The organism is Bacillus sp. mrc49 (genome assembly GCF_002803435.1).
In genome coordinates, this window is sequence record NZ_PHNG01000700.1 from 1 (window position 1) to 22704 (window position 22704).

The 22704-nt window shown below is 43.3% G+C and carries 27 protein-coding genes and 2 rRNA genes; 1 reads left to right on the top strand and 28 read right to left on the bottom strand.

The genetic code is table 11. The features are described from left to right. From CVN76_RS16405 to metG, 15 genes are all read right to left on the bottom strand, one after another. Positions 1 to 174: ribose-phosphate pyrophosphokinase-like domain-containing protein (locus CVN76_RS16405; RefSeq protein ID WP_198512584.1), on the bottom strand; the 174-nt coding region annotated here is incomplete at its 3' end. A gap of 15 nt (positions 175 to 189) precedes the next feature. Next, positions 190 to 1563, bottom strand: a complete 1374-nt coding sequence (gene glmU, locus CVN76_RS16410) for a bifunctional UDP-N-acetylglucosamine diphosphorylase/glucosamine-1-phosphate N-acetyltransferase GlmU (protein WP_100532166.1) — start codon at positions 1561 to 1563, stop codon at positions 190 to 192. A 183-nt stretch (positions 1564 to 1746) separates the two neighbouring features. Next, positions 1747 to 1905 (bottom strand): hypothetical protein, encoded by a 159-nt coding sequence (locus CVN76_RS31075; protein WP_157805683.1) that lies wholly within the window; start codon positions 1903 to 1905, stop codon positions 1747 to 1749. Positions 1906 to 2188: 283 nt separating this feature from the next. After that, the gene (spoVG, locus tag CVN76_RS16415; RefSeq protein WP_034316332.1) at positions 2189 to 2485 is read right to left on the bottom strand and encodes a septation regulator SpoVG; all 297 of its coding nucleotides are present in this window, start codon (positions 2483 to 2485) and stop codon (positions 2189 to 2191) included. 190 nt (positions 2486 to 2675) lie between these two features. Next, a complete protein-coding gene (locus CVN76_RS16420) occupies positions 2676 to 3050 on the bottom strand; it encodes a RidA family protein (protein WP_100532167.1) in 375 nt (124 codons plus the stop codon). A 13-nt stretch (positions 3051 to 3063) separates the two neighbouring features. Next, entirely contained in the window at positions 3064 to 3888 is an 825-nt protein-coding gene (gene purR / locus CVN76_RS16425; protein ID WP_061144033.1) for a pur operon repressor, read from the bottom strand. 61 nt (positions 3889 to 3949) lie between these two features. Beyond that, positions 3950 to 4819 (bottom strand): 4-(cytidine 5'-diphospho)-2-C-methyl-D-erythritol kinase, encoded by an 870-nt coding sequence (gene ispE / locus CVN76_RS16430; RefSeq protein ID WP_061144034.1) that lies wholly within the window; start codon positions 4817 to 4819, stop codon positions 3950 to 3952. A gap of 313 nt (positions 4820 to 5132) precedes the next feature. Beyond that, a complete protein-coding gene (locus CVN76_RS16435; protein WP_155645575.1) occupies positions 5133 to 5309 on the bottom strand; it encodes a protein sspF in 177 nt (58 codons plus the stop codon). A gap of 139 nt (positions 5310 to 5448) precedes the next feature. Beyond that, positions 5449 to 5700 (bottom strand): biofilm formation stimulator Veg, encoded by a 252-nt coding sequence (gene veg, locus CVN76_RS16440; protein WP_061144036.1) that lies wholly within the window; start codon positions 5698 to 5700, stop codon positions 5449 to 5451. Between the two features lie 314 nt (positions 5701 to 6014). Continuing rightward, the gene (gene yabG / locus CVN76_RS16445; RefSeq protein WP_061144037.1) at positions 6015 to 6893 is read right to left on the bottom strand and encodes a sporulation peptidase YabG; all 879 of its coding nucleotides are present in this window, start codon (positions 6891 to 6893) and stop codon (positions 6015 to 6017) included. A 193-nt stretch (positions 6894 to 7086) separates the two neighbouring features. Next, positions 7087 to 7965 carry a 16S rRNA (adenine(1518)-N(6)/adenine(1519)-N(6))-dimethyltransferase RsmA gene (gene rsmA, locus CVN76_RS16450; RefSeq protein ID WP_100532168.1) on the bottom strand — a complete coding sequence of 293 codons (879 nt, stop codon included), beginning with the start codon at positions 7963 to 7965 and terminating at the stop codon, positions 7087 to 7089. Further along, on the bottom strand, positions 7958 to 8521 hold the full coding sequence (gene rnmV, locus CVN76_RS16455) for a ribonuclease M5 (protein ID WP_100532169.1): 564 nt from the start codon (positions 8519 to 8521) through the stop codon (positions 7958 to 7960). The genes rsmA and rnmV overlap by 8 nt, the downstream gene beginning before the upstream one ends. A gap of 283 nt (positions 8522 to 8804) precedes the next feature. Further along, positions 8805 to 9998 (bottom strand): G5 and 3D domain-containing protein, encoded by a 1194-nt coding sequence (locus CVN76_RS16460; RefSeq protein ID WP_100532170.1) that lies wholly within the window; start codon positions 9996 to 9998, stop codon positions 8805 to 8807. 239 nt (positions 9999 to 10237) lie between these two features. Then, complete coding sequence (locus tag CVN76_RS16465) at positions 10238 to 11005, bottom strand: TatD family hydrolase (protein WP_100532171.1); 768 nt, start codon at positions 11003 to 11005, stop codon at positions 10238 to 10240. 173 nt (positions 11006 to 11178) lie between these two features. After that, positions 11179 to 13140: a methionine--tRNA ligase gene (gene metG / locus CVN76_RS16470; RefSeq protein WP_100532172.1), complete on the bottom strand. Its 1962-nt coding sequence runs from the start codon at positions 13138 to 13140 to the stop codon at positions 11179 to 11181. A 617-nt stretch (positions 13141 to 13757) separates the two neighbouring features. Between metG and CVN76_RS16480 the strand changes: the two genes are divergently transcribed. Continuing rightward, the gene (locus tag CVN76_RS16480; RefSeq protein ID WP_057915383.1) at positions 13758 to 14042 is read left to right on the top strand and encodes an AbrB/MazE/SpoVT family DNA-binding domain-containing protein; all 285 of its coding nucleotides are present in this window, start codon (positions 13758 to 13760) and stop codon (positions 14040 to 14042) included. Between the two features lie 43 nt (positions 14043 to 14085). Here CVN76_RS16480 and rsmI read toward each other — a convergent pair whose 3' ends face one another. The 13 genes from rsmI to CVN76_RS16545 all read right to left on the bottom strand — a co-directional run. Beyond that, on the bottom strand, positions 14086 to 14973 hold the full coding sequence (gene rsmI, locus CVN76_RS16485) for a 16S rRNA (cytidine(1402)-2'-O)-methyltransferase (RefSeq protein WP_100532173.1): 888 nt from the start codon (positions 14971 to 14973) through the stop codon (positions 14086 to 14088). Between the two features lies 1 nt (position 14974). Beyond that, complete coding sequence (locus CVN76_RS16490) at positions 14975 to 15235, bottom strand: GIY-YIG nuclease family protein (RefSeq protein WP_100532174.1); 261 nt, start codon at positions 15233 to 15235, stop codon at positions 14975 to 14977. Then, positions 15222 to 15965: a tRNA1(Val) (adenine(37)-N6)-methyltransferase gene (locus CVN76_RS16495; RefSeq protein WP_100532175.1), complete on the bottom strand. Its 744-nt coding sequence runs from the start codon at positions 15963 to 15965 to the stop codon at positions 15222 to 15224. The genes CVN76_RS16490 and CVN76_RS16495 overlap by 14 nt, the downstream gene beginning before the upstream one ends. A gap of 180 nt (positions 15966 to 16145) precedes the next feature. Beyond that, the gene (gene yabA, locus CVN76_RS16500; RefSeq protein WP_061144046.1) at positions 16146 to 16520 is read right to left on the bottom strand and encodes a DNA replication initiation control protein YabA; all 375 of its coding nucleotides are present in this window, start codon (positions 16518 to 16520) and stop codon (positions 16146 to 16148) included. A gap of 14 nt (positions 16521 to 16534) precedes the next feature. Beyond that, complete coding sequence (locus CVN76_RS16505; RefSeq protein ID WP_061144047.1) at positions 16535 to 17365, bottom strand: PSP1 domain-containing protein; 831 nt, start codon at positions 17363 to 17365, stop codon at positions 16535 to 16537. Position 17366: 1 nt separating this feature from the next. Further along, positions 17367 to 18365 (bottom strand): DNA polymerase III subunit delta', encoded by a 999-nt coding sequence (holB, locus tag CVN76_RS16510; protein ID WP_100532178.1) that lies wholly within the window; start codon positions 18363 to 18365, stop codon positions 17367 to 17369. Between the two features lie 14 nt (positions 18366 to 18379). Then, positions 18380 to 18820 carry a YaaR family protein gene (locus tag CVN76_RS16515; protein WP_061144048.1) on the bottom strand — a complete coding sequence of 147 codons (441 nt, stop codon included), beginning with the start codon at positions 18818 to 18820 and terminating at the stop codon, positions 18380 to 18382. Between the two features lie 24 nt (positions 18821 to 18844). Beyond that, entirely contained in the window at positions 18845 to 19174 is a 330-nt protein-coding gene (locus CVN76_RS16520; RefSeq protein ID WP_061144049.1) for a cyclic-di-AMP receptor, read from the bottom strand. Between the two features lie 102 nt (positions 19175 to 19276). Next, positions 19277 to 19918, bottom strand: a complete 642-nt coding sequence (tmk, locus tag CVN76_RS16525) for a dTMP kinase (protein WP_100532176.1) — start codon at positions 19916 to 19918, stop codon at positions 19277 to 19279. 39 nt (positions 19919 to 19957) lie between these two features. Then, on the bottom strand, positions 19958 to 21412 hold the full coding sequence (locus CVN76_RS16530; protein WP_100532177.1) for an aminotransferase class I/II-fold pyridoxal phosphate-dependent enzyme: 1455 nt from the start codon (positions 21410 to 21412) through the stop codon (positions 19958 to 19960). A 212-nt stretch (positions 21413 to 21624) separates the two neighbouring features. Continuing rightward, positions 21625 to 21843: a sigma factor G inhibitor Gin gene (locus CVN76_RS16535; RefSeq protein WP_081092550.1), complete on the bottom strand. Its 219-nt coding sequence runs from the start codon at positions 21841 to 21843 to the stop codon at positions 21625 to 21627. A gap of 192 nt (positions 21844 to 22035) precedes the next feature. Next, positions 22036 to 22151: ribosomal RNA gene (rrf, locus tag CVN76_RS16540) — 5S ribosomal RNA — on the bottom strand. 64 nt (positions 22152 to 22215) lie between these two features. Further along, positions 22216 to 22704 (bottom strand): 23S ribosomal RNA (locus CVN76_RS16545); the annotation flags it as partial.

The following is a 22704-nucleotide window of genomic DNA, read 5'->3' on the forward strand; positions in this document are numbered from 1 at the left end:
GTCACAGCCACGAATGCTTTCTTCAATATTAATCTGAACTTCACCGTCACTGAAACTGGTTACGCTACATTTTCCAAGTTCAACACCGATTGCAGCTGCAATTTCTTGAGCTAAATCAAAGTTTGAATTCAACGAGAATACTTTTAAATTAGGATCTAAATACTGATTTGACATGATGACCTCCGTCGGTTATTTATTGAATTTTAAATTCTTCACATAATCTTCTTTGTTGACTTGACGAGCCCGTGCAACTGACAAGGCTTCCTGCGGTACATCTTGCGTAATGGTTGACCCTGCAGCCACATATGCCCCTTCTCCAATTGTCACAGGTGCAACAAGATTAGAGTTGCAGCCTATGAAGACGTTGTCCTCAATCTTCGTCAAATGTTTATTTTTGCCGTCGTAGTTCACGGTAATAGATCCGCAGCCGATATTAACATTCTCTCCAACCTCTGCATCACCGATATAACTCAAATGCGAGGCTTTGCTTCCATTTCCGAAAACGGCCTTTTTAATTTCGACAAAATTACCAATTTTAACGGAATCGTGAATATCCGAATGAGGTCTAACATGAGCGAAAGGCCCGATTTTAACGGCACTTCCGATGCTGCTTTCATGCACGACCGATTGAAAGATCTCCGTTCCATCACCAATTTCACAATCACTGATTTCCGTATTCGGACCGATTATGCAATCTTGGCCGATCACACTGTTTCCCTTGATGCATGATCCAGGTTTAATGACCGTATCCTGTCCGATTTGCACATCAGCTTCAATGAAAGTCGTCAATGGGTCGATGATCGTTACACCATTTCGCATGTGCGATTCATTGATGCGTTTCCGTAAGATCTGCTCAGCCTGCGATAAAGCCACACGGTCATTTACCCCTAATGTCTCCTCGAAATCGCTGGATTGGAATGCCGTCACTGTTTCGCCTTCTTGTTTTAGAATTTCAATAACATCCGGGAGGTAATATTCGCCCTGGACATTTTCATTTGAAACCTTTTTCAATGCGCTAAACAATGCTTGGTTGTCGAAGCAATATGTACCGGTATTTATTTCCTTAACATATCTTTCTTCATCAGAGGCATCCTTATGCTCGACGATTTTTTCTACAAGTCCGCCTTCACCGCGAAGGACCCTTCCGTAGCCAGTCGGATTATCTGCATATGCCGTTAAGATTGTTGCTTTCGCCTGACTCCGCTCATGCAATGCTATGAGCTCTTCCATCGTTTCTGCTTTGATCAAAGGCGTATCGCCGCAAATTACAAGGGTCGTTCCGCTTTTACCGGATAATACGCTCTCTGCTTGCATTACAGCATGTGCTGTACCTAATTGCTGATCTTGCAGGGCATACTTGCATGAATCGCCAAGCTGCTCTTGAACTTTTTCAGCTCCATGGCCGATGACTGTTACAATATCCTCTATTTGAAGTTGATTGACATGATCGATAACATGTTGTACCATTGGTTTCCCGCAAACAGGGTGCAAAACCTTATAAAGCTTAGATTTCATCCTTGTACCTTGCCCAGCGGCCAAAATTATTGCATAGCGATTACTCATAACAGGCCTCCATTTTCACCTTTTTATCCACTAAAAATATTATCTCAAATAGTGATTCATTTCAAGGCAACAATTAAAAGTACATATTATTGTCAACCGCTTGAAACAGAAAACATTCGATTTCCGATAACCAAACAGCTTTTGGATATTCCTTTTAGCTGCCTTGAAATCTTTGAAAAAAGGTTAAATTCCTGTTGGACGCACATTTTCATGACCATAATCATACAGAAACCGAGCCTTCCCCTCCCGGAAAGCCCTTCCCAACCCATTATTGCCAAAAATGGCCCGTTCGCCATCATGCCCTATAAGGGCATCTTTAAGCGGCACCGCATCTTCAGTCATCCACATGACGATATGAGGTTGCTCGGCTCATTTTTATGAAAGGGATAGGCCCTATCCCCAATAAAATGGCATCATTAAAAAGGTTTGAAAAATAAAAAGATTGGGTATATGAATGCTGAAGAACCACCGCAAATATCTCCAAACAAATCCAATCAACACAGAACTTTGCGGACGAATGGACGGTTCTGGATCTTGCGCTTTGGAATAAACTAAAAAAGAGCACTACTTATGAAGTAGGCTCTAGATGCACGAGTTTACATTTCAATGTTAAAAGTAAGGTTGATTAAGAAGCCCCAGCTCCAGCTTCCTCTAGTTCAGTTTCAAGTTCTCCCAATCGATGATATTCTGTCAAGACAGCTTCTTGAATTTTACCGCGTGTCGAGGAATTGATTGGATGAGCGATATCCCGGAATTCTCCATCAGGAGTTCGTTTACTTGGCATTGCTACAAATAAACCATTGTTTCCGTCGATTACACGAATATCATGAACCACAAATTCATTATCCAATGTAATTGATGCGATAGCTCTCATACGACCATCCGTATTCACGCGGCGTAATCTTACGTCAGTTACTTCCATTTAAGCTCACCATCCCTTTTTGTTGTTGTTAAAACTTAAAGTACATATTCAACAAAAAAACGTGAACTCCTTCTATTATCTGTAAGTTTTTTAGAAAATTCAGCCTAGTTTTCAAAAATAATAGAAACTCCCCTGATATTACAGGAAAAATACCCACTACGTATGCCCCTAAAAAGCAAAAAAACGCCCGTTATTTAACGAGCGCAACCACTTCTATTTCCACCAGTACATCTTTAGGGAGGCGTGCAACCTCGACACAAGAACGGGCAGGTTTGTGACTTGAAAAATATTCTCCGTATACTTCATTGATCGAACCGAAATCGTCCATGCTTTTAATGAATACAGTGGCCTTGATGACCGTTTCCAAGGATGCCCCCGCTTCTTTCAACACGGCTTGAAGGTTTTTGAACACTTGATGAGTTTGTTCCTTGACATCACCCGTCACCATTTCACCAGTCGCAGTAAGCGGAATTTGCCCTGAACTGAAAAATAACTTATCGACGATCACGCCTTGTGAATATGGGCCGATCGCTGCCGGTGCTTCATTCGTATGTATCGTTTTCATGAAATGATTCCCCCTATCCCTTTTTAGAAAAATAATTTCCACGGCTGACATTGATTTTTTTGTCTCTTTCTACTACCTGTGTCAACTTGATTAAGGATACATAATCCTCGACAAGGCATTCCTCGGTATGCTCGGATTCAACCAGCACCGCAATTCCGGCCACTGTTGCCTTGAATTCATCCAATAAACTGACCATACCATTGATGGTGCCTCCAGCCTTCATGAAATCATCCACAATCAATACATTCGAACCCTCAACCAAACTTCGTTTCGAAAGTACCATCGTCTGAATTCTCTTCGAAGAGCCTGATACATAATTGATGCTCACTGTAGAACCTTCCGTCACTTTATTGTTCCTTCTAACGATGACGACCGGCACGTTCAAATAATTTGCTACGGCATAGGCCAATGATATCCCTTTGGTTGCCATGGTCATGATGACCGAAACATTTTTCCTGGCATACATGGAAGCGATGATCCTGCCAACCTTATTCACGGTTTGCGGATGCCCTAATATATCTGTCATATACAGATAGCCGCCGGGAAGAAGCCTTTCAGGGCTGGCAATCGTTTCGCATAATTCGTCAATGAAGGCATTTGCTTCGCCTTCCTTGATGGATACGATATATTTCACGCCGCCTGCCGCACCCGGAACGGTCGTTAAAGATCCGATCCCACGCTGTTCAAAGGTATCCTTGATGATTGTCAAATCTTCACTGATCGAGGATTTTGCCGAACTATACCTTTCAGCAAAATAAGTCAGCGAGACAAGTTCTCCTGGATGTTCTAATAAATAATTGGTCATATCGACCAGCCTCTCGCTGCGACGAAATTTCATTGAGACACCCCCTTTGTGAATTCCGAATATTATATAGCAACTATACCACTAATGTACGTTTCTATTCAAGATTGTTTCGATCGCCCAATAAACGGACCGCATAGACTTGATCACAGAATCCCCGCAGGCCGTTATATATTCTTTGCATGCGCGAGTCATGTTCCACCAAACCAAAAACGGTAGGGCCGCTTCCGCTCATCAAGACCGAATCTGCTCCGAATGTCTTCATTTGATCTTTAATATTTGCAACTTCCGGATATAACTGCAATGTCACTTGCTCGAGAACATTGCCCAACCCGTCGCATACATCCTGATAACTGTTTGCCTTGATCGCCGAGATCATTCCAGGCACATCCGGATGATCCATTTTTGAAATTTGGAGCCTTTTGTATATATCAGCCGTGGAAACGCCGATTGTCGGCTTGGCTAAAATGACCCAGCATTTCGGCGGTGCCGGCAGATGCGTGATTTTTTCCCCGCGCCCTCTGGCCAGAGCCGTTCCCCCATAGACACAAAAGGATACATCAGAGCCAATTTCCGCTCCTATTTCCGCAAGCTCATCCATGGATAGCCCAAGCTTCCACAGTCTATTTAAGCCTCTCAAGGTAGCTGCGGCATCACTGCTCCCCCCGGCAAGTCCAGCTGCTACAGGAATATTTTTCTCTATAGTTATAGAAACACCTTTATTGATCCCAAAACGTTCCTTTAGAATAAATGCGGCTTGGTAAGCTAAATTCCGATGATCATCCGGAACGAATCGATTATGGGATAGAATCTGTATATGGTTTCCCTTTATTTCCTTCAGTTCAATTCTATCGGCAAGGTCGACTGTCGTCATGATCATTTCCACCTCATGATACCCGTCAGGCCGTTTGAAAAGCACATCCAAAGCCAAGTTAATCTTAGCCGGGGCTTTTTCCATAAGCTTCAATATGTCCACCTACTTTAACGTTCTTAAAAGTTCTTGTCCTATTCTATCATATTTGTTTATATTCTAAAGGTTTTTTCATCGTAATTTCAATGTATTGAAGCGAAGATCGACCTTCAGAGGCGAATGGACACATGCAGTAGGCATATGGGCGAGAAGCTTCTCCCTGCTTACAATAATATTCATACAGCCCTTACGATACATAAAAAACCGGACTCCTTATCTACAATGTAAGCAAAAATGAATCGTGCTATACATTGTAACGGGAGCCCGGCTTCTTTAAAGAGTGACAGCATGTTGCAATTTAGTGTTCAGCTTATTCTTTGTTCACCAATTGACGTTGTGCTTTTTCGATAGCAAGCTTCACCATGTTCCCTGCGTCCTTGGCCCGGATTCCTCCCCAGCCTTCTTTCTGGACCACATCGTAAAATCCAAGTTCTTTTGCCAATTCTTCTTTAAGACCATCTGACATAATCCCTTTTCTCCTGCTCAAGCGAAACGACCCCTTTCACATGCTGTCACATGCCTAGTGTTTGCATCATACGTTATTTCATTACACCTTTTATGAAAATCGATTGTCCTTCCAGGCCAAAACAAAAAGCAGCAAACACATGTCCGCTGCTTCGTCTAAGTTACATCTCTTGTTGTTTGTTTAAAAATGTTAGTTCTACGGTTTCCGTTAAAACATCCGCATAGCTGTAAGATACTCTTTCAAACGCATTTTCATCTTGGTCGAGCTCAATTACAAAAACAGCCGGATAAGTTTCCGCCAAAATTCCAAAACGTTCTACAGTCTTTCTTCTTCCACCATTTGCTTTTAAGAGCAATCTTTTGCCTAGGTTTGAATCAAGTGCAGTTTTAATATCAGCTAGAGTTTTTGGCATTTTCGGTCCACCTCACTAAGTTAAGTATATCACAATTTACATATATACGCAAACAAAATAATAAATTATATCAGCACTTAAAAATGTAGTCAATATATTTTTACCTGAAATTCGGCAAAATCCTGAACAATTTTATTATATCCTGGGAAATGAAAAATTATGTAAACGAACTATCACCTTATTCAATCAGCCGAATTTTCGTAATTATAACCGTATATTTTGTCGACATATCGCTAAATAACCGATTCCTTAAGAGGATATCCGAATCCTGATACGATGAAAGCAAGCTGCATTCTTTTAAAAATGCAGCTCGCTCATTCTTCCTGAAATGGCTTGAAAGGAAGTCCGGTCCGTAACACCCCTCTTGTCTCTACCCCGCCTAATCCCTTCTCGCCCGTTAACGTATTCCTTAGCACATCCCATACATGAATATTCTCGGTAAAAGGAGAGAAGCTCACCTTTCCGACAATATACACAGGATCAAGAGCATGAATGTTAACACGCGATGGAGAGCTTGCAAAATTCGCCCCAGCTTGGATGAGTGATTCAAAATGAGATTGACACGCCCCGGCAAATATAATCAGCTGGTCTAAATGTGAAACCTTCCTTCTTGCTTCCCTAACTGTCTGGACAAAGTCCTTTGAGTGACGGTATGCATTGATATCGGACATCGGCCCTTTTGATTTTGAATAGGCGTCATGCCCGGTGACAACAAGGATATCCGGCCTGTAATGGTCCAGCAGTCCCCCGATCCTTTGGGGCATTTCCTTTTCATTGCAATAAACGCCATTGACCGGGATGCCGAATTTTTGATATAGATCGAGGCATTTCCTTAAGTAAGAAGCATCTCCATCAACATGGAGCACCCTGCCTGGTATTTGAAAGTATTCACCGCTATAGCGATAGCCATTACTGGACTGATAGCCGTTTTTTTGCTGCTGCAGCTCAAGATCTTGTGTTAATAAACGGTAAGATTGCTCTTGAAGTGCCTCATTCGACCTTTGTCGATCATTTCTTTCATGATCATTAATGATCATTAAATCTTGAAAAGGTGCATCTGCGATCAGCCGGATATCTTCCCCATAAAGGACTGCTTCACGTCTTCCGGCAATCTCACGAATATCGATTACCCGGAACAGCACATCGCATTTATAGGAAACCCGACCGACAATATCGTTAATTTGAATATTCATGGCCCCACCCCATGAGAAGACTTATTTTCAGCCCGCCCTAGTTTATTTTCATTCTTAAGTTATGCAAGCCAATCTTGAATGGTGAAAGTTGGGGATTGATCATCTTCATCGTCAGGTTTCATTCGCGCGGGCCACCGGTCAAAACAAAAAAACCGGAAGCTGGGAGTGACCCCATTCCGGTTTTCCAATATCCTTATTTGAAGTTTGGCAGTAGTGCATCGCTCAAGCGGCCAAATTCTTCTATGCTCAATGTTTCACCACGTCTGGTCGGATCGACTTCCGCTGCTTCTAGAGCAGCAAGTATGAGTTCCTTTTTCGCTTTTCCATCTTGCAGCTGGCTGGTTAAGTTGTTTAATATCGTTTTCCGGCGCTGTGCGAAGCTGGCCCTCGTGACAATGAAGAAGAAATCCTCATCAAGAACCTCAACGATAGGTTTAACCCGCTTAGTAAGACGAATGACAGCTGAATCGACATTAGGCTGAGGCATGAATACCGTTTTGGGAACGATCATCACGGTCTCCGCTTCCGTATAATATTGAATCGCAATCGATAAGGAACCATATTCCTTTGTACCAGGTTTAGCGGCAATTCGATCAGCCACTTCCTTTTGCAGCATGCACACGATGCCCCTGATCGGAAGATTCTCGGACAATAGCTTTAAAATGATTGGCGTCGTCACATAGTACGGCAAATTGGCCACAACCATCAAATCCGAGAAGCCAGCGAATTCTTCCTCAATGACCTTCTTCACGTCCGCCTTTAAAACATCTCCGTGAATGATGTTCACATTGTCATAAGGAGAAAGTGTATCCGATAAGATCGGCAGCAAACGCTGATCGATTTCGAATGCCGTAACCTTCTTACTGCTTTTCGCAAGTTGTTCCGTCAAAGCGCCGATTCCCGGGCCGATTTCAATGGCGCCGCTTTCCTCGGTCAAACTGGCATGATCGACGATGCGCTTCAAGATATTCGTATCGATTAAAAAGTTTTGGCCTAAGCTCTTTTTAAAGGAGAATCCGTACTTTTTCAATATATCCTTGGTCCTGACGGGTGTTGCAATATCCTTATTCATGGTTTTCCTCCTGATTGATCTGTACCATTGCTTCAGCAAAAGCCTCGGTTGATATTTGGAACATTTTCAGTCGCTTATATAACTGCTTTCCATTCGTGAATCCGATTTTCAAGATGGTTCCAAGTCTTTCCCTTCGTTCCTTGGCGCCGGAACCTCCTATTAGACCTGCATCTATCAAATCCTGCTGTGAAATTTCTTCCGAAGCCTCTTCATCCATTAATTGTGCATCCTTCAAAGCATTACGGATCGCCTCAGGCGATGCATGCTCCACGCCTATTCCCCTGCCTGACTTAGGGATGGCCTCCTTCTTCGTTAAAAAGGCATGTTTACACCCTTTTACCTGTTCCGAAATGATATTCCTGATTTTTTGACCAGGAAAATCAGGATCTGTGAAAATGATCGCACCTCGCGTCTTTTGTGCAAGCCTGACCTGCTCAATACACGCCTCATCCACAGCTGAGCCGTTCGTTTCTATTGTATCGGCATTAACGGCCCTTTTTATCGCTACCGTATCGTCCTTACCTTCTACAACAATGATTTCTTTAATTTTTTTCATGTTATCCTTATCCTCCATACAGAAAAGCGCATGCGCTTTGGATCGCTATCGATACATGCATCTGGGTCACCGGTGATGCCTCCCCATTTGCAGAAGAAATTTTGCGGAACAATGACAATGATTCCAGCCAGCATCATTTATGAAATAAAAACACATATTACATCTTAAGCGATTTTTGCTACGTCTATCTTATTAAAACAGTTTTACATGAGGTTTTTCAACAAATGGAAAATAAAACGTCAAAAAACAGGAGACGAATTCATCTCCTGCGAGAGAAACCATATTAGTCCAATACGCGAATCTTAACTTGCTTTACACCCCAACGGTAGGCGTCATTTTTTGAAGAAAAGAAAACGTCTATCTTATTCCCCTTGATAGCGCCGCCTTTGTCAGCAGCCACTGCATAGCCATAGCCCTCTACATAGACTTTCGACCCTAAGGGGATTACGCTTGGATCGACAGCAATGATTTTCGCACCGGGATTACTCTTGAGATTCACGCCTGTGGACGTGACACCTGAACAACCCTTGCAACTGGCTGTATAAGCAGTTGATGAAACGTATATTTCTTTCCCATTGGGTGAACTGACGTTGGTTACGCCGCGTGATGCTTGGGCAACTGTCGTTTTCGTTCCGACCGTTACAACCTTATCCTGCTTTTTATTCACGATTTTTTCTGAAAGTAATTCTCTTTTGACTTCTTTGCCATTTTCTTTAATGACTTCAAATTTCTTGGAAACGAGTCCGTCTTTTCCCTCTTTGACAATTTTCTCTTTCCCTTTTGATAAGGAGTCATCTTTTTTCGTAATGACAGCAAAGTCAACTGGTTCTTCCACTACATCGGTGACTTTTTCAATTCGAATTACGTTTACCGTATTCTTAGCTTCAACTTTCTCGGCTAGTTCTGGCTCAACTCGATCCAAATCATTGAGTTTTACTCCTTGTTGCTTTAAAAAGTCAGCGACAGTAGTCGAAGTTGACCATACCTTTTTTTCATCACCGCCCACCACTAACTTCAGTGCAAAGGCTTTGTCTATGGCAACTTCCATATTCTCTTTTAGCTTCGTACCTTTTGAGGGCGTGATCTTATCCTGTTCCTTCACATCCAAATCTTGTTCTTTCAAGAACTCGTCTACCGTATCAGCGGTTGACCAAACTTCCTCGGTTTCACCATCCTGATTCATGACGATTTTTTGCGCCGGCTTGTAGACAACCTCTGAATTGTCGCCCACCTTGCTGTCCCTTGATGGGTGGACATAGTCCGCGGCTTGAACGGTAATCTCTAAATCTTTCAAAATATCATTTACAGTAGATGCGTGTGTCCGCACTACCTCTTTTTTTCCGTCTAGCATGATCGTGACTGTATGCTTTGTTCCTTGATGGATTAGTAATCCCAATGCTGCGGAAACAAGAATTGCACTGCATATGGCCATTGCCATTCTCTTCTTCCCAAGCTGTTTGGGGATAAGGCTTTTCATAGTATTTAATAGAATGAAAAACTCCTCCTTCCTCCCGGTGATTATATAGACTTAGTTATCAAGCTGTCAACCCATTCACTTCTCATTCAGGAAATTACTACCTATTATGCATAGTCCGGAATCAAAAGGAAAGGGCGACTTCTCGACATAATAAGCCCATTGGGGGAGTGAGATTTGTTGAAATCTCAAAAATCGCGATTTTCGCTAGCGAACCCCGATAGAAATTGTCAAAAATACTGTCAGTTAATGCCGAATAATTTCTTGGCATTTTCCGTCGTTGCCTTGGAAACTTCCTCTATCGTTAGCTGTTTGATTTCCGCAATCTGTTCGGCGACCAACTTCACATAAGAGGGTTCATTACGTTTCCCCCTAAAAGGATGAGGTGCCAGATAGGGACAATCCGTTTCAACCAACAAACGGTCCAAAGGCACGGCAGCTGCTACCTCTTTTGGTTTTTTGGCATTTTTAAAGGTCACGGGGCCGCCCAACGAAATATAGAAATTCATCTCTATGCATTCCAAGGCCGTTTCAGCGCTCCCGCTAAAGCAATGCATGATGCCGCCCACACTGGAGGCCTCTTCTTCCTTCAAGATGTTCACGATATCCGCCGTCGCTTCGCGATTATGAATGATGATGGGCAGCCCCACTTTTTTCGCCAATCGGATTTGCTTCCTGAATACCTCTTTTTGTACATCCTTAGGCGATTTATCCCAATGGTAATCAAGCCCCATTTCTCCAATGGCCACTACCTTTGGATGACTGGATAGCTCCTCGATCCATTGTAAGTCGTCTTCGGTCATATCTATGGCGTCCACAGGGTGCCATCCGACTGCGGCATACATGAAATCATAAACTTCCACCAATTCCATCGCCCTTTTAATGGTTGGCCTGTCAAAGCCAACCACTACCATATGATTCACTCCAGCTTCCTTGGCTCTTTCAATGACTTCTTCGAGATCCTCGTTGAACTGTTCCGCATTTACATGAACGTGTGTATCAAATAACATTTTTACTCTTCCTTTCTAGCACTATTTTATTTAAGAATGAATGTATTATGTTTCACAATTAGATAACAAAAAGATTACAACGGGTAAATGCAGGCCTATTTACTTTTTCCAAAACCATAAAGAAAAAAACATAAAAATGTTTCATATGAAACACCTTTATGTTTTTTGAGGGTTTATTTCACTTTTGAACCATTTGGAATCGATGAATCTATTGTAGCCACCGAGAGCTTGCCTTCCTGACTGCCAGCCAAAATCATTCCTTGAGAGAGCTCGCCACGAAGCTTAACAGGCTTTAAATTCGTTACGCATATCACTTTTTTACCTACTAAATCTTCAGGTTTATAGTGCTGGGCAATGCCAGATACGACTTGGCGTTTCTCATAGCCTAAATCAAGCTGCAGTTTCAGAAGCTTATCCGCCTTCTTCACCGGTTCTACTTCGATGACCTGGGCCACACGAAGCTCCACTTTCGTAAAGTCATCTATCGTGATTTCATCAACCTCCGGAATGGGCTCTTCCGCTTTTTCAGGCGCTTTCTCGGCACCGCCTTGCATTTGCTCTTTAATATATGAAACTTCCTCTTCCATGTCCAAACGAGGGAAGATCGGGTCGCCCTTCAACACTTTCGTTTCCGCAGGGATTTGGCCGAACTCCGCTAAGCTATCCCATGAAGTTAACACTTCATCCTGGATGCTAAGCTGGGCAAAGATTTTTTCCGGCGTCTGCGTCAAGAAAGGCTTCAAAAGGATGGCCGTCCTGCGTAAAGATTCCGCTAAATGAACCATAACACTGGCCAGCTCTTCTTTTCTTGCTTCATCTTTGGCAAGCGACCATGGCTGTGTTTCATCAATGAATTTGTTCGTCCTGCTCACAAGCTGCCAAATGGACGTCAGCGCAACTGAAAACTCCATGTTCTCCATCGCTTCCTCATACTTGCCAACCGTATCATGATTCATTTCCAGCAAGGCTTTTTCAAATTCACGATTCGATCCTTGATAGCTCGGGATCACACCATCAAAATACTTATTGACCATTGCCACCGTTCGGTTTAACAAATTGCCTAGATCATTAGCCAGGTCGAAGTTGATTCGTTCGACAAACCCCTCAGGAGTGAACACACCGTCAGAACCAAAGGGAACTTCACGCAATAGGTAATAGCGTAAGGAATCCAAGCCGTAACGATCAATCAAGGTAACGGGATCGACCACATTCCCTTTTGATTTGGACATCTTCCCATCTTTCATGAGCAGCCAGCCATGGGCAAAGACTTTCTTAGGAAGCGGTACATCAAGGGCCATCAGCATGATTGGCCAGTAAATGGTATGGAAACGAACGATTTCCTTTCCGACCAGATGTACATCAGCGGGCCAATAATTCAAGTATTTAGAATCCTTGTCCGTTCCATATCCTAAGGCCGTTATATAATTGGTCAAGGCATCGATCCATACATAAATGACGTGCTTTGGATCTCCTGGCACCTTGATGCCCCAATCGAACGTAGTGCGCGAAACGGCCAGATCTTCCAAGCCTGGTTTAATGAAGTTATTGATCATTTCGTTCTTACGCGATTCCGGTTGGATGAAATCAGGGTTTTCCTCATAATACTTCAATAATCGATCTGCATATTTACTCATCTTAAAGAAGTATGATTCTTCTTTCACTTTTTCAACAGGTCTGCCGCAGTCCGGACAGTTCCCATTGCTCTCCTCTACCTGACGTTCCGTGAAGAAGGATTCACAAGGTGTACAATACCAGCCTTCATATTGGTCCAAGTAGATATCGCCCTGGTCAAGCAGCCTTTTGAAGATTTTGGCTACTACCTCTTTATGGCGATCCTCCGTCGTCCGAATGAAATCATCATATGAAATATCAAGCTTTTCCCATAGCTCTTTAATCCCCGTTACGATGTTATCCACGTATTGCTGTGGGGTGATTCCTTCTTCAGCTGCTTTACGCTGGATTTTTTGGCCGTGTTCATCAGTCCCTGTCAGATACATCACATCAAAGCCCCGCATCCTTTTATAGCGGGCCATGGCATCACCTGCCACTGTCGTGTACGCGTGCCCTATATGTAAATTACCGCTCGGGTAATATATGGGTGTCGTGATATAAAATGTTTTTAGTTTATCTTTCACTTGGTTCCCTCCTCATCTTTTGGAAAACTGGCTATGCGACTTGCCAAAGCCATCAGACTATATTAAAAGTAATTATCTCTATTTTAACGCTATATGCGATTCTGCGCGACAATAATCACAAATCAAATCCTCATGATGGTGGAATTATAATCGTTAGAATCGATGTCTTTAAAAATAATGTTAAGGGGGGTAACTTCCTTTTTGTCAGCATTACCTCTTACCTCCACAAAATATACCTAAAAATCTTTTTTTGTGCAACATATCACATATTTGAAAGCTTTCTCTGGAAATTATCCTTAACTGAGAACTTATGCTTTGAAACTAAAATGCATTTAATCATATAATAAAGAAGTCTTTTGTCGAATTGTGGTGACATGCGTAGTTTTTTGTAGCTGATGAACTACTAAATGATGAGGACATATCCAGTTTTTGCTCATTAAAACCATTTTTGAACCATGGAAATGCAGTCATGCTCTTTTCTTACAAAAAAATGAAAATAAATCATTGACGAATATGGGAATGGCTGGTATTATAAGTTTATAAAAAAATTTGTCGAATAATGGCGAAAAAAATAGAAATAGGGTACTAGATTGTAATCTGAGAGGAGAAATTCTATAATGAAATCTACAGGTATTGTTCGTAAAGTTGATGAATTAGGCCGGGTCGTTATTCCAATCGAGCTTCGTCGTACATTGGGAATCGCTGAGAAAGATGCTCTTGAAATCTACGTTGATGACGAGCGCATCATCTTGAAAAAATACAAACCAAACATGACTTGCCAAGTTACAGGTGAAGTTTCCGATAACAACCTTACACTTGCAAACGGTAAATTGATCCTTAGCCGTGAAGGCGCTGAATTGCTTATCCAAGAAATTCAACAAAATTTCACGACTTCTAAATAATTGCCTAACAAAAAAACTTCCGGACCCCGGAAGTTTTTTTTGCTCATTTATCCTCGCCATCAATGTGATACGCTTGATATACATCTCGTTTTTGGATATCGCGATCCTTTGCGACTTGCTTGATGGCGTCCTTTGAAGTGTACTGCTCGGCTTCTATATAATGATTGACATGCCCGACTAAATCAAGTTCCGCCCACCAGGCTTCGGAAGCCTCTTCGTCCGGAAATTGCCCGCCTTCGATTATTAAACAGAACTCACCGCGAATTTCGGACTCCATCGCCCAAGTCAGCGCTTCACTTATCGTCCCCCGAATGAATTCTTCGAATTTCTTGGTTAATTCACGGCACAATACAATCCGACGGTCACCGAGTACTTCCTGCATATGCTTCAAAGTTTCTTTTAAGCGATGCGGTGATTCATATATGATCCAAGTCGATTCCATCTTTTTTAACTTTTCCAGCTCCCGCTTCTTTTCTTTAGCTCCGCGCTGTAAAAATCCATAAAAGTAAAAGGGCTGCGGCGTGAGCCCTGATGCAATCAATGCCGTTAATGCAGCGTTTGCACCCGGGAGCGGGATGACTTTAAACCGCTCGGCTATTGCATCCTTGACCAGTTCGTATCCAGGATCAGAAATCGTAGGTAAACCGGCATCACTTACCAAAGCGATGACCTCTCCTGACCGCAGCCTCTCTAGCATCTGCTTCCCGCTATATTCCTTATTATGTTCATGGTAGCTGACGATAGGTGTCGTAATTTCGAAGTAATTGCATAATTTCTTCGTATTCCTTGTGTCCTCGGCAGCAATGACATTCGCTTCCTTTAAGATCCTTAAAGCCCGGAAACTCATATCCTCAAGGTTCCCTATCGGTGTAGGGACCAGATACAGGGCTGGCTCCAATCCTTCTTTTTCAAAACTCTTTTGCTGCCACATATCATATATCTCCCTTCGCCATCCACATTTGTTTTTGCTTTCTTGACAATTGCTTGAATTTATATTCGGCCTGCATGGCCAATGTCTGTGTTTCGAATATTTCACGATGAATCAGTTCAACCGGGGTGCGTCCTCGTGTATACTTTGCCCCCTTGCCTTGATTATGGGCAGCGATCCTTCGCTCCAAGTCATTTGTATAACCAGCATAATAGCTGCCGTCCCTGCACTTTACGACATAAAAATAATGTTCATTCTTCTCCATATAAAATCCTTCTGATTTCCGGATTATACTCATTTTCGTCACTATATACAACTAGCGGAGGCAGAATCTTCAAATCAGGGTTCCCATCCTTTATCCCCTCAATAAGAATTGTATTGGCTTCCTTTGAGCTTTTGGGATAAACGAATTGAAGCCGTTTCGGTTCGATCCTGTACTTCCTCATGAAATGCAGGATATCCATCAGGCGGCCCGGCCGATGAACAAAAGCGGCTTTGCCCCCTTGACGCAGCAATTGACTGGAAACGCGCATGACGTCTTCTAGATTACACATGATTTCATGCCGGGCAATGGCAAAATGTTCATTTTTATTGATTTCCTCAATCGATGGCGTTGGAAAATAAGGGGGATTGCAAGTAACCACGTCATATTTGCTATAACCGATCTGTTCCGGCATTTCTTTGATGTCCCCATGGATCATCTCGATCCTGGAGGATAAGCCATTATGGTCCATGCTTCGCTGGGCCATGTCATATAACCGCTCTTGAATCTCGACGCCTGTAATTGCCGCTTTCGTCCTTGTGCTCAGCAATAAGGGCACGACGCCATTCCCCGAACAAAGGTCGACAATTTTCCCTTTTTGGATCGGGACATTCACGAACCTTGATAATAAAACGGCATCCAATGAAAATGAGAACACCGATGGGCTCTGGATGATCCTTAAATTCTCAGCCAATAGATAATCGAGGCGTTCATCGCCTTTAAGTTCCACCATTGCTGTTACCCTCCTAATTATGTATGGAAAAAGCATGTCCAGGTTCCATGCTTCGACTTTCATCTCGTACAAAAAGGGGCCTGACCCATAGTATGCGTCAGACCCCGAATCACTATATATTGTAAACGGTCTATCTATCACTTTAAAAGAGATGGAGCATTCTTTTATATTATTCCATTATCACTTCTTGTTTAAAAACGATAAACAGAACAGGCAATCTCCTTCTTTTCGTAAACTGCCGAAATGCAGATTACAAATATGGAAACCCTCTTGATAGATACGGGCTAAATTATCATAGCCTTCCCCGATATCCATAACCTTGTCCGTACTAGCGGTGCGATTTTTCACTTTTTGCTTCATCTTTACCGCAGCAGGCGCAGTTTCGACTTCCGCAAGGCCTAACCGATGACGCAAGTGCTCGTTTTCCAGCTTGAGCGACTGGTTTTCCTCAAGGATTTCAGCCAGGTTCTGCTTCAATTCCCCAAGCTGTTTATATAATTGGCCTATCTGGGTTTCCATATTGGTCACCGACTCAAAAATAGCTTTCTTATCCACGCTCTCCCACCACCTTAATAATCTGTGGCTTGAATAGAAACGGCTCCCTCTTTTAGAATCTCATCTAGAGTATACTCTAATACTCTTTCCTGCTCGATTAGTTCAATCTGAAGTACGCGTTCTAGAATATTAAGCCCCACTACCTTGCCTTTGCCACCAGGCGTATTAATCATTTCACCTAAATCAGGAAGCATTTCCTTCGCACTTTCATACTCGTCATTTTCATATTTCAGACAGCACATCAACCGACCGCATAATCCTGAGATTTTTGTAGGGTTTAATGATAAATTTTGATCCTTCGCCATTTTGATCGAAACTGGTTCAAAATCCCCAAGAAATGTGGAGCAGCAAAGCATCCTGCCACAAGGCCCGATGCCACCAAGCATTTTTGCTTCATCCCTAACCCCAATTTGGCGCAGCTCTATCCGAGTTCTGAATATGGCAGCTAAATCTTTGACTAAATCACGGAAATCCACGCGGCCATCCGCTGTAAAATAAAACACGACTTTATTTCTGTCGAATGTATAGGAGACATCTACTAGCTTCATATCCAGCTTATGCTCAATGACCTTCTGACAACATATTGAGTAAGCCTCTTCTGCAGCAGCCTTGTTCTCATCGACAATCAGCTTATCTTTCGCGTCAGCTACCCGAAGTACTTTTTTCAATGGCAGGACAACATCGTTTTCATCTACTTGCTTACGGGCTGTAACAACTTTACCGAATTCAACGCCGCGGACAGTCTCCACTATTACAAAATCGTCCTTAGGAATAGCGAATTCACCCGGATCAAAGTAGTATATTTTGCCCGCTTTTTTAAAACGGACACCTACAACATCATACAAATCATGATCCCTCCTGCAAATTCAGCACAAGCTGTTCCATCAACAGCTGTGGATTCGTGTTGGACATCAGCTTTCTTTTTGCTTCCAAGATACACGCCATATGCTCGGCAAGGCGTCTTGAGGAAAGATGAAGAGCGTGAGTTTCAAATTCCTTCAGCTTATTTTGAAATGCAACAAGGTGCTTTTTATCCAACTGAATGTATAATAAATCCTTATATATAAGAAGTAACAAATCAAGACCTCTGTCAACCTGTTCTCTTTCTTTAAAGTGTGTGAACCAATCCGTTTGAAGGTACAACAATGCCTTCAAGGAATTAAGTTTTAGCACTTCATACAATTTTACCACTATTTTTTGAGCTTGTACAAACCATTCATCACGGCTAAGCTCGATTCCCGCTTCCACATTCTGTGTTATATGTGCAATAACCGAGGCGAGCTGCGGCTCCAAATCCTGTTCCATCAGCTTCCGTTTCACATTCTCCGGGGATAATGGCTTGAACGAAATCACTTGGCATCTTGATAATATCGTCGGCAAAATTCTTTGAATCTGTTCGGTCATCAATATCGCAACGGTGTCGGCCGAGGGCTCCTCCAAGAATTTCAATAGACTATTGGCGGCACTCACCGACATTTTGTCCGCATCGGCAATCATATAAACCTTGCGATCTGCCTCCACGCTCTTTTTCGAGAATTCCTCTTGAAGCCCTTTGATTTGTTCCTTTTTGATGGAGAGGCCATCTTTTTCTATTAAATGGACGTCTGGATGATTACCGCTTGAAATCCGTTTGCAATTCCGGCAAGTTTCGCATGGCTCGTAACCTGCTGTGGGGGCTTCACAAAGTAAGCTTTTGGCAAATGCATTGCTTATATCCTGTTTACCCGTGCCTTTTTCCCCTTCAAATAAATACGCATGTGCCACTCTATCTTTCATTATGCTATTCTGCAGCATGGTCATCACCTGCGGCTGAATTCGGCTCATATCCTGCCATGTTTTATCCAAAACCATCAACTCACTTAAGTATATAGATTAATCAGTAGACCTTTAATTTCACCTATCATTTCCAATATTTCAAGCGAGCCTTTCTCTTTATTGAGAATTTCCTCACTTAGCTCAACTAATCTTGCATCTATCGTTTCCACGGTTTTCAATGGCCGGCTTTGACCATATTGGTTCCAGCTAGTGGATTGCTTCAGCTCCAATCCATATTCAACCGCTTCTTTTACAAACCGTTTAACCAACGCCTTATATTTTGCCAATTCCCTAAAGGTACGTGACCGAACTAAACGCTGCCCCGCCCCTTCAATATCACCTATCAAACGGTTCAAGGTTTGAATTTGCATCTTTTGATCCTGTGTCTGGACCATTTGCTGAAACCTTCCATTTGCAGACTGGAACTGTTTGGCATCTTGGCGTGTCTTATCCAGCTTAATAGGGATTTCATGGTTGATTTTCATTATGGACCTCCAAGCATCTACCCATTAAAACTGTAAAAAGTTTTCAACAGGCAAAATGAATATGGTCGCACCGCCTACCTGTATCTCCACTGGGTAAGGTACATAGGACTCGGCGTTGCCGCCCATCGGTGAAACCGGTGATACTAGTTGGGAGCGTGACTGGCAGTTCTGCTTGATGATCTGAATGGCCTGATCAACCCGTTCATCCTCCGTGCCGATCATGAAAGTCGTATTGCCCGATTTTAAAAACCCGCCAGTGCTGGCAAGCTTGGTCGTTCCGAAATTATTTTCCACTAATTCATTCAGCAGCCGATGGCTATCTTTGTCTTGAACGACAGCAATGATCATTTTCATTCTTATCACCCTCCGGTTACTCTGAATTTTTTCTACCTCTATTATAGCAACTAGTCATTGACTGGAATAGTATTCCGTTGAATAATCTGGAAACGAATATGATTACCTTCCCGACTCTTTCAGGAGGTTTAATAAGCCGGCTTTCGTTTCTTCAAAAACTTCTTCGATTGTCCGTCCTGCATCCACGATGATGAAGCGATCTTTCCATCTATTCATGATGAGCTGGTAGCCTTCGCAAACCTTCTTATGAAAATCCAGCGCTTCAAGGTCGAGCCTATTCACTTCTCGCTCCCCATTGGATTGAATGCGCCTCAATCCCTCTTCTGGGTCGATATTGAAAAAGAACGTGGCGTCGGGCATCATGCCTCCGATTGCGAATTTATTGATACTGTAAACCTCTTCTATATCCAAGCCCCTTGCATGTCCCTGATAGGCCAGAGAGCTATCGATAAATCGGTCACAGAGGACGATGCCGCCTCGATCCAGCTCCGGCATGACCACCTCCACTAAATGCTGGCGTCTTGCCGCTGCATATAATAAAGCCTCTGTTCGAGGATCCATAGCTGTATTTTCTTTATTGAGAATGACTTCCCTGATTTGCTCCGCAATGGGAACCCCGCCTGGCTCGCGCGTTAACAGGACTTGATAGCCTTCTTCTTGCAGGGCCTTGCCAAGCATTTGGGTAATCGTCGTTTTCCCAGCACCCTCGGGCCCTTCCATTGTTATAAAAATGCCACGCTTCATCGATGTACCTCCAAGGTTCTTTGTTTGTAGTATATCATTTTAACCTGATTGTCCGCTTTCATAAACGAATAATTCACCATTTGCCAGAGAGGAACCGCCATGGAACCTCGCTCCTAGCGACAGCAGTCCCTTCAAGCTCGATACATGCTCGGCAGTGATCATTTCCCCGGACATAATTAAAGGGATCCCCGGAGGGTACGGAATGACCATCTCAGCCGACACTTTCCCTATGGACTTCCTGAACTCAACCGATTTCGGTTTTCTTTGTTTCATGAGCGAGTATGGCATTTCAAGACCTGTCATTGACTTTCCAGCATGCCAACTATCCATTTGAATGGGCATGCTCTTGCCCGTTCTGCCTATGGTCGCGTTGTATATATTTTCAATGATTTCATGAAAAGGAAATTCGGCACCCATCTTCAATAAAGGTAAAATCAGCAGCAAATTATTAGGATCAGCCAATTCGGCAAAAATTCCTTTTGCTTCACATAACCGCTGCAATTCAAAACCGCTTAAACCATTTTTTGATTGGATGACCACTTTCAATGGGTCGCAAAAAGTCCCCTTTGGCGCCTCCATCACTTTAATTGATGGCAGGGCGTCCAATCCCCCCCTGAACTCCTCAATTTTTCTATTCAGCTCTTTTTTATCATCTGGGGTGAAAGAGGCGAGGTAGGCCCTGGATAAGTCAAGCGACCCCATGATGGGGTAGGATGGGCTGCTCGACTGGAGCATCTGCAAATAGAAGGATACTTGATCAGCATCAATGTAAGCTGAATGGAGGTGCAGATATGACCCCATGGTCATGGCCGGCAATGTTTTATGTGCAGAATGAACGACGGCATCTGCGCCGGCCTTAAGAGCCGTATCGGGAAACGGATCTCCTAACTGAAAGTGAGCGCCATGGGCCTCATCCACAAGCACCGGTATCCCCCTTTGATGGGCAAGCTTTACCATTTCGCCCATATCCTCGCCTAAACCATAATAATTCGGATAAGTTAAAACGATTGCCTTGGCATCCGGGTGGACACGCAAAGCTTCTGCAATCAATTCTGGTGCTATGCCTCCAGCGACCCCCCACTCCTCATAAAAAACCGGCCGCAGAAAAATCGGCTGAACATTGGCTAGCATCAGGCCATGTAAAATCGACTTATGACAGTTCCTTTGGACAAGTACCTTATCTCCTTCGCGGCATGCCGCAAGGATCATTGCCATGTTACCCACGGTAGACCCGTTGACCAGAAAATGACTCTTCTTCACTCCATATAAATCGGCAAGCAGCTGCTCGGCCTCTAAAATGGCGCCCTCAGGAGCATGGAGGTCATCTAAACCGTTTAGCTCCGTAGCATCGATCCCGAGCACGGGGTTATATAACGCTTGTCCCTTTTCACTAAATACCCGTCCATTTTTATGTCCGGGGACATGGAGGGAAATTGGTTCATTTTTATAAAAAGCACTCATTGCATCGAACAATGGTGTCTGTGATTGATTCATTTATTATCTTCCCTCAAATCCTATTATTTTTTCATTTTATCAAATAAGTTCAAATTTATCTCCTCTGGCGATTAAACGGGAAATCCCTGCCCCTTACCTGCGACCAGGCCAAGTCATCAAGCATTCTGCTAAAGTACTAAAAAAGAGTCAGAGAATGAAGAGACAGTCCATTTCTTCATTCTCTGACTCTTCAACTTTCCATACCTAGCCTCTCATGAAAATATTTCAGGATTGGTGATTTTTCTTAATTGCTTTAAGTAATATTTATACCTCGGATCATTTGTATCGGTACCGATCATATCCCTTTCGCATTCCTCACAAATGAAAGTCGTATATACGTGTATCCCCATTCCTTTTATTTGTTCACACACCACGCACGTTTCCCCTGCCGTCGTTTTGGTTTTTGTTGTCCCCAACATCTCCACCTCCATACCTGCATTCTCCCCAAAAACCATCGTTCACATACTTCGATTTTAAATAGTTTAAGAGAACCGGGGCTGCTTTTAACAATGTATGATGGAGATTTTCAATACGTGTATGTCTCTATATAAAAGTTTCCATAAACGATAAATCGTCGATTAACGAAAAAAGACCAGCCAAGGTGGCTGATCTTTTTTATAATGGCTTGGCGGCGTCCTACTCTCACAGGGGGAAACCCCCAACTACCATCGGCGCTGAAGAGCTTAACTGCCGTGTTCGGAATGGGAACGGGTGTGACCTCTTCGCTATCGCCACCAAACATATCAGGAACGTTGTTCCTTCAAAACTAGATAATAAGAAGGTATTTCATTTTTTTAAAAGCGTTGGTTAAGTCCTCGATCTATTAGTATCAGTCAGCTCCACATGTCGCCACGCTTCCACCTCTGACCTATCAACCTGATCATCTTTCAGGGATCTTACTAGCTTGCGCCATGGGAAATCTCATCTTGAGGGGGGCTTCATGCTTAGATGCTTTCAGCACTTATCCCGTCCGCACGTAGCTACCCAGCTATGCCTTTGGCAAGACAACTGGTACACCAGCGGTGCGTCCATCCCGGTCCTCTCGTACTAAGGACAGCTCCTCTCAAATTTCCTGCGCCCGCGACGGATAGGGACCGAACTGTCTCACGACGTTCTGAACCCAGCTCGCGTACCGCTTTAATGGGCGAACAGCCCAACCCTTGGGACCGACTACAGCCCCAGGATGCGATGAGCCGACATCGAGGTGCCAAACCTCCCCGTCGATGTGGACTCTTGGGGGAGATAAGCCTGTTATCCCCGGGGTAGCTTTTATCCGTTGAGCGATGGCCCTT

Bases quoted from the DNA above. Each gene is read 5' to 3' on its own strand.
- glmU (WP_100532166.1), bottom strand. From the start codon at position 1,563: ATGAGTAATCGCTATGCAATAATTTTGGCCGCTGGGCAAGGTACAAGG.
- CVN76_RS31075 (WP_157805683.1), bottom strand. From the start codon at position 1,905: ATGACTGAAGATGCGGTGCCGCTTAAAGATGCCCTTATAGGGCATGAT.
- spoVG (WP_034316332.1), bottom strand. From the start codon at position 2,485: ATGGAAGTAACTGACGTAAGATTACGCCGCGTGAATACGGATGGTCGT.
- CVN76_RS16420 (WP_100532167.1), bottom strand. From the start codon at position 3,050: ATGAAAACGATACATACGAATGAAGCACCGGCAGCGATCGGCCCATAT.
- purR (WP_061144033.1), bottom strand. From the start codon at position 3,888: ATGAAATTTCGTCGCAGCGAGAGGCTGGTCGATATGACCAATTATTTA.
- veg (WP_061144036.1), bottom strand. From the start codon at position 5,700: ATGCCAAAAACTCTAGCTGATATTAAAACTGCACTTGATTCAAACCTA.
- yabG (WP_061144037.1), bottom strand. From the start codon at position 6,893: ATGAATATTCAAATTAACGATATTGTCGGTCGGGTTTCCTATAAATGC.
- rsmA (WP_100532168.1), bottom strand. From the start codon at position 7,965: ATGAATAAGGATATTGCAACACCCGTCAGGACCAAGGATATATTGAAA.
- rnmV (WP_100532169.1), bottom strand. From the start codon at position 8,521: ATGAAAAAAATTAAAGAAATCATTGTTGTAGAAGGTAAGGACGATACG.
- CVN76_RS16460 (WP_100532170.1), bottom strand. From the start codon at position 9,998: ATGAAAAGCCTTATCCCCAAACAGCTTGGGAAGAAGAGAATGGCAATG.
- CVN76_RS16465 (WP_100532171.1), bottom strand. From the start codon at position 11,005: ATGTTATTTGATACACACGTTCATGTAAATGCGGAACAGTTCAACGAG.
- CVN76_RS16480 (WP_057915383.1), top strand. From the start codon at position 13,758: ATGAAATCTACAGGTATTGTTCGTAAAGTTGATGAATTAGGCCGGGTC.
- rsmI (WP_100532173.1), bottom strand. From the start codon at position 14,973: ATGTGGCAGCAAAAGAGTTTTGAAAAAGAAGGATTGGAGCCAGCCCTG.
- CVN76_RS16490 (WP_100532174.1), bottom strand. From the start codon at position 15,235: ATGGAGAAGAATGAACATTATTTTTATGTCGTAAAGTGCAGGGACGGC.
- CVN76_RS16495 (WP_100532175.1), bottom strand. From the start codon at position 15,965: ATGGTGGAACTTAAAGGCGATGAACGCCTCGATTATCTATTGGCTGAG.
- CVN76_RS16515 (WP_061144048.1), bottom strand. From the start codon at position 18,820: ATGAAAATCAACCATGAAATCCCTATTAAGCTGGATAAGACACGCCAA.
- CVN76_RS16520 (WP_061144049.1), bottom strand. From the start codon at position 19,174: ATGAAAATGATCATTGCTGTCGTTCAAGACAAAGATAGCCATCGGCTG.
- tmk (WP_100532176.1), bottom strand. From the start codon at position 19,918: ATGAAGCGTGGCATTTTTATAACAATGGAAGGGCCCGAGGGTGCTGGG.
- CVN76_RS16530 (WP_100532177.1), bottom strand. From the start codon at position 21,412: ATGAATCAATCACAGACACCATTGTTCGATGCAATGAGTGCTTTTTAT.
- CVN76_RS16535 (WP_081092550.1), bottom strand. From the start codon at position 21,843: ATGGAGGTGGAGATGTTGGGGACAACAAAAACCAAAACGACGGCAGGG.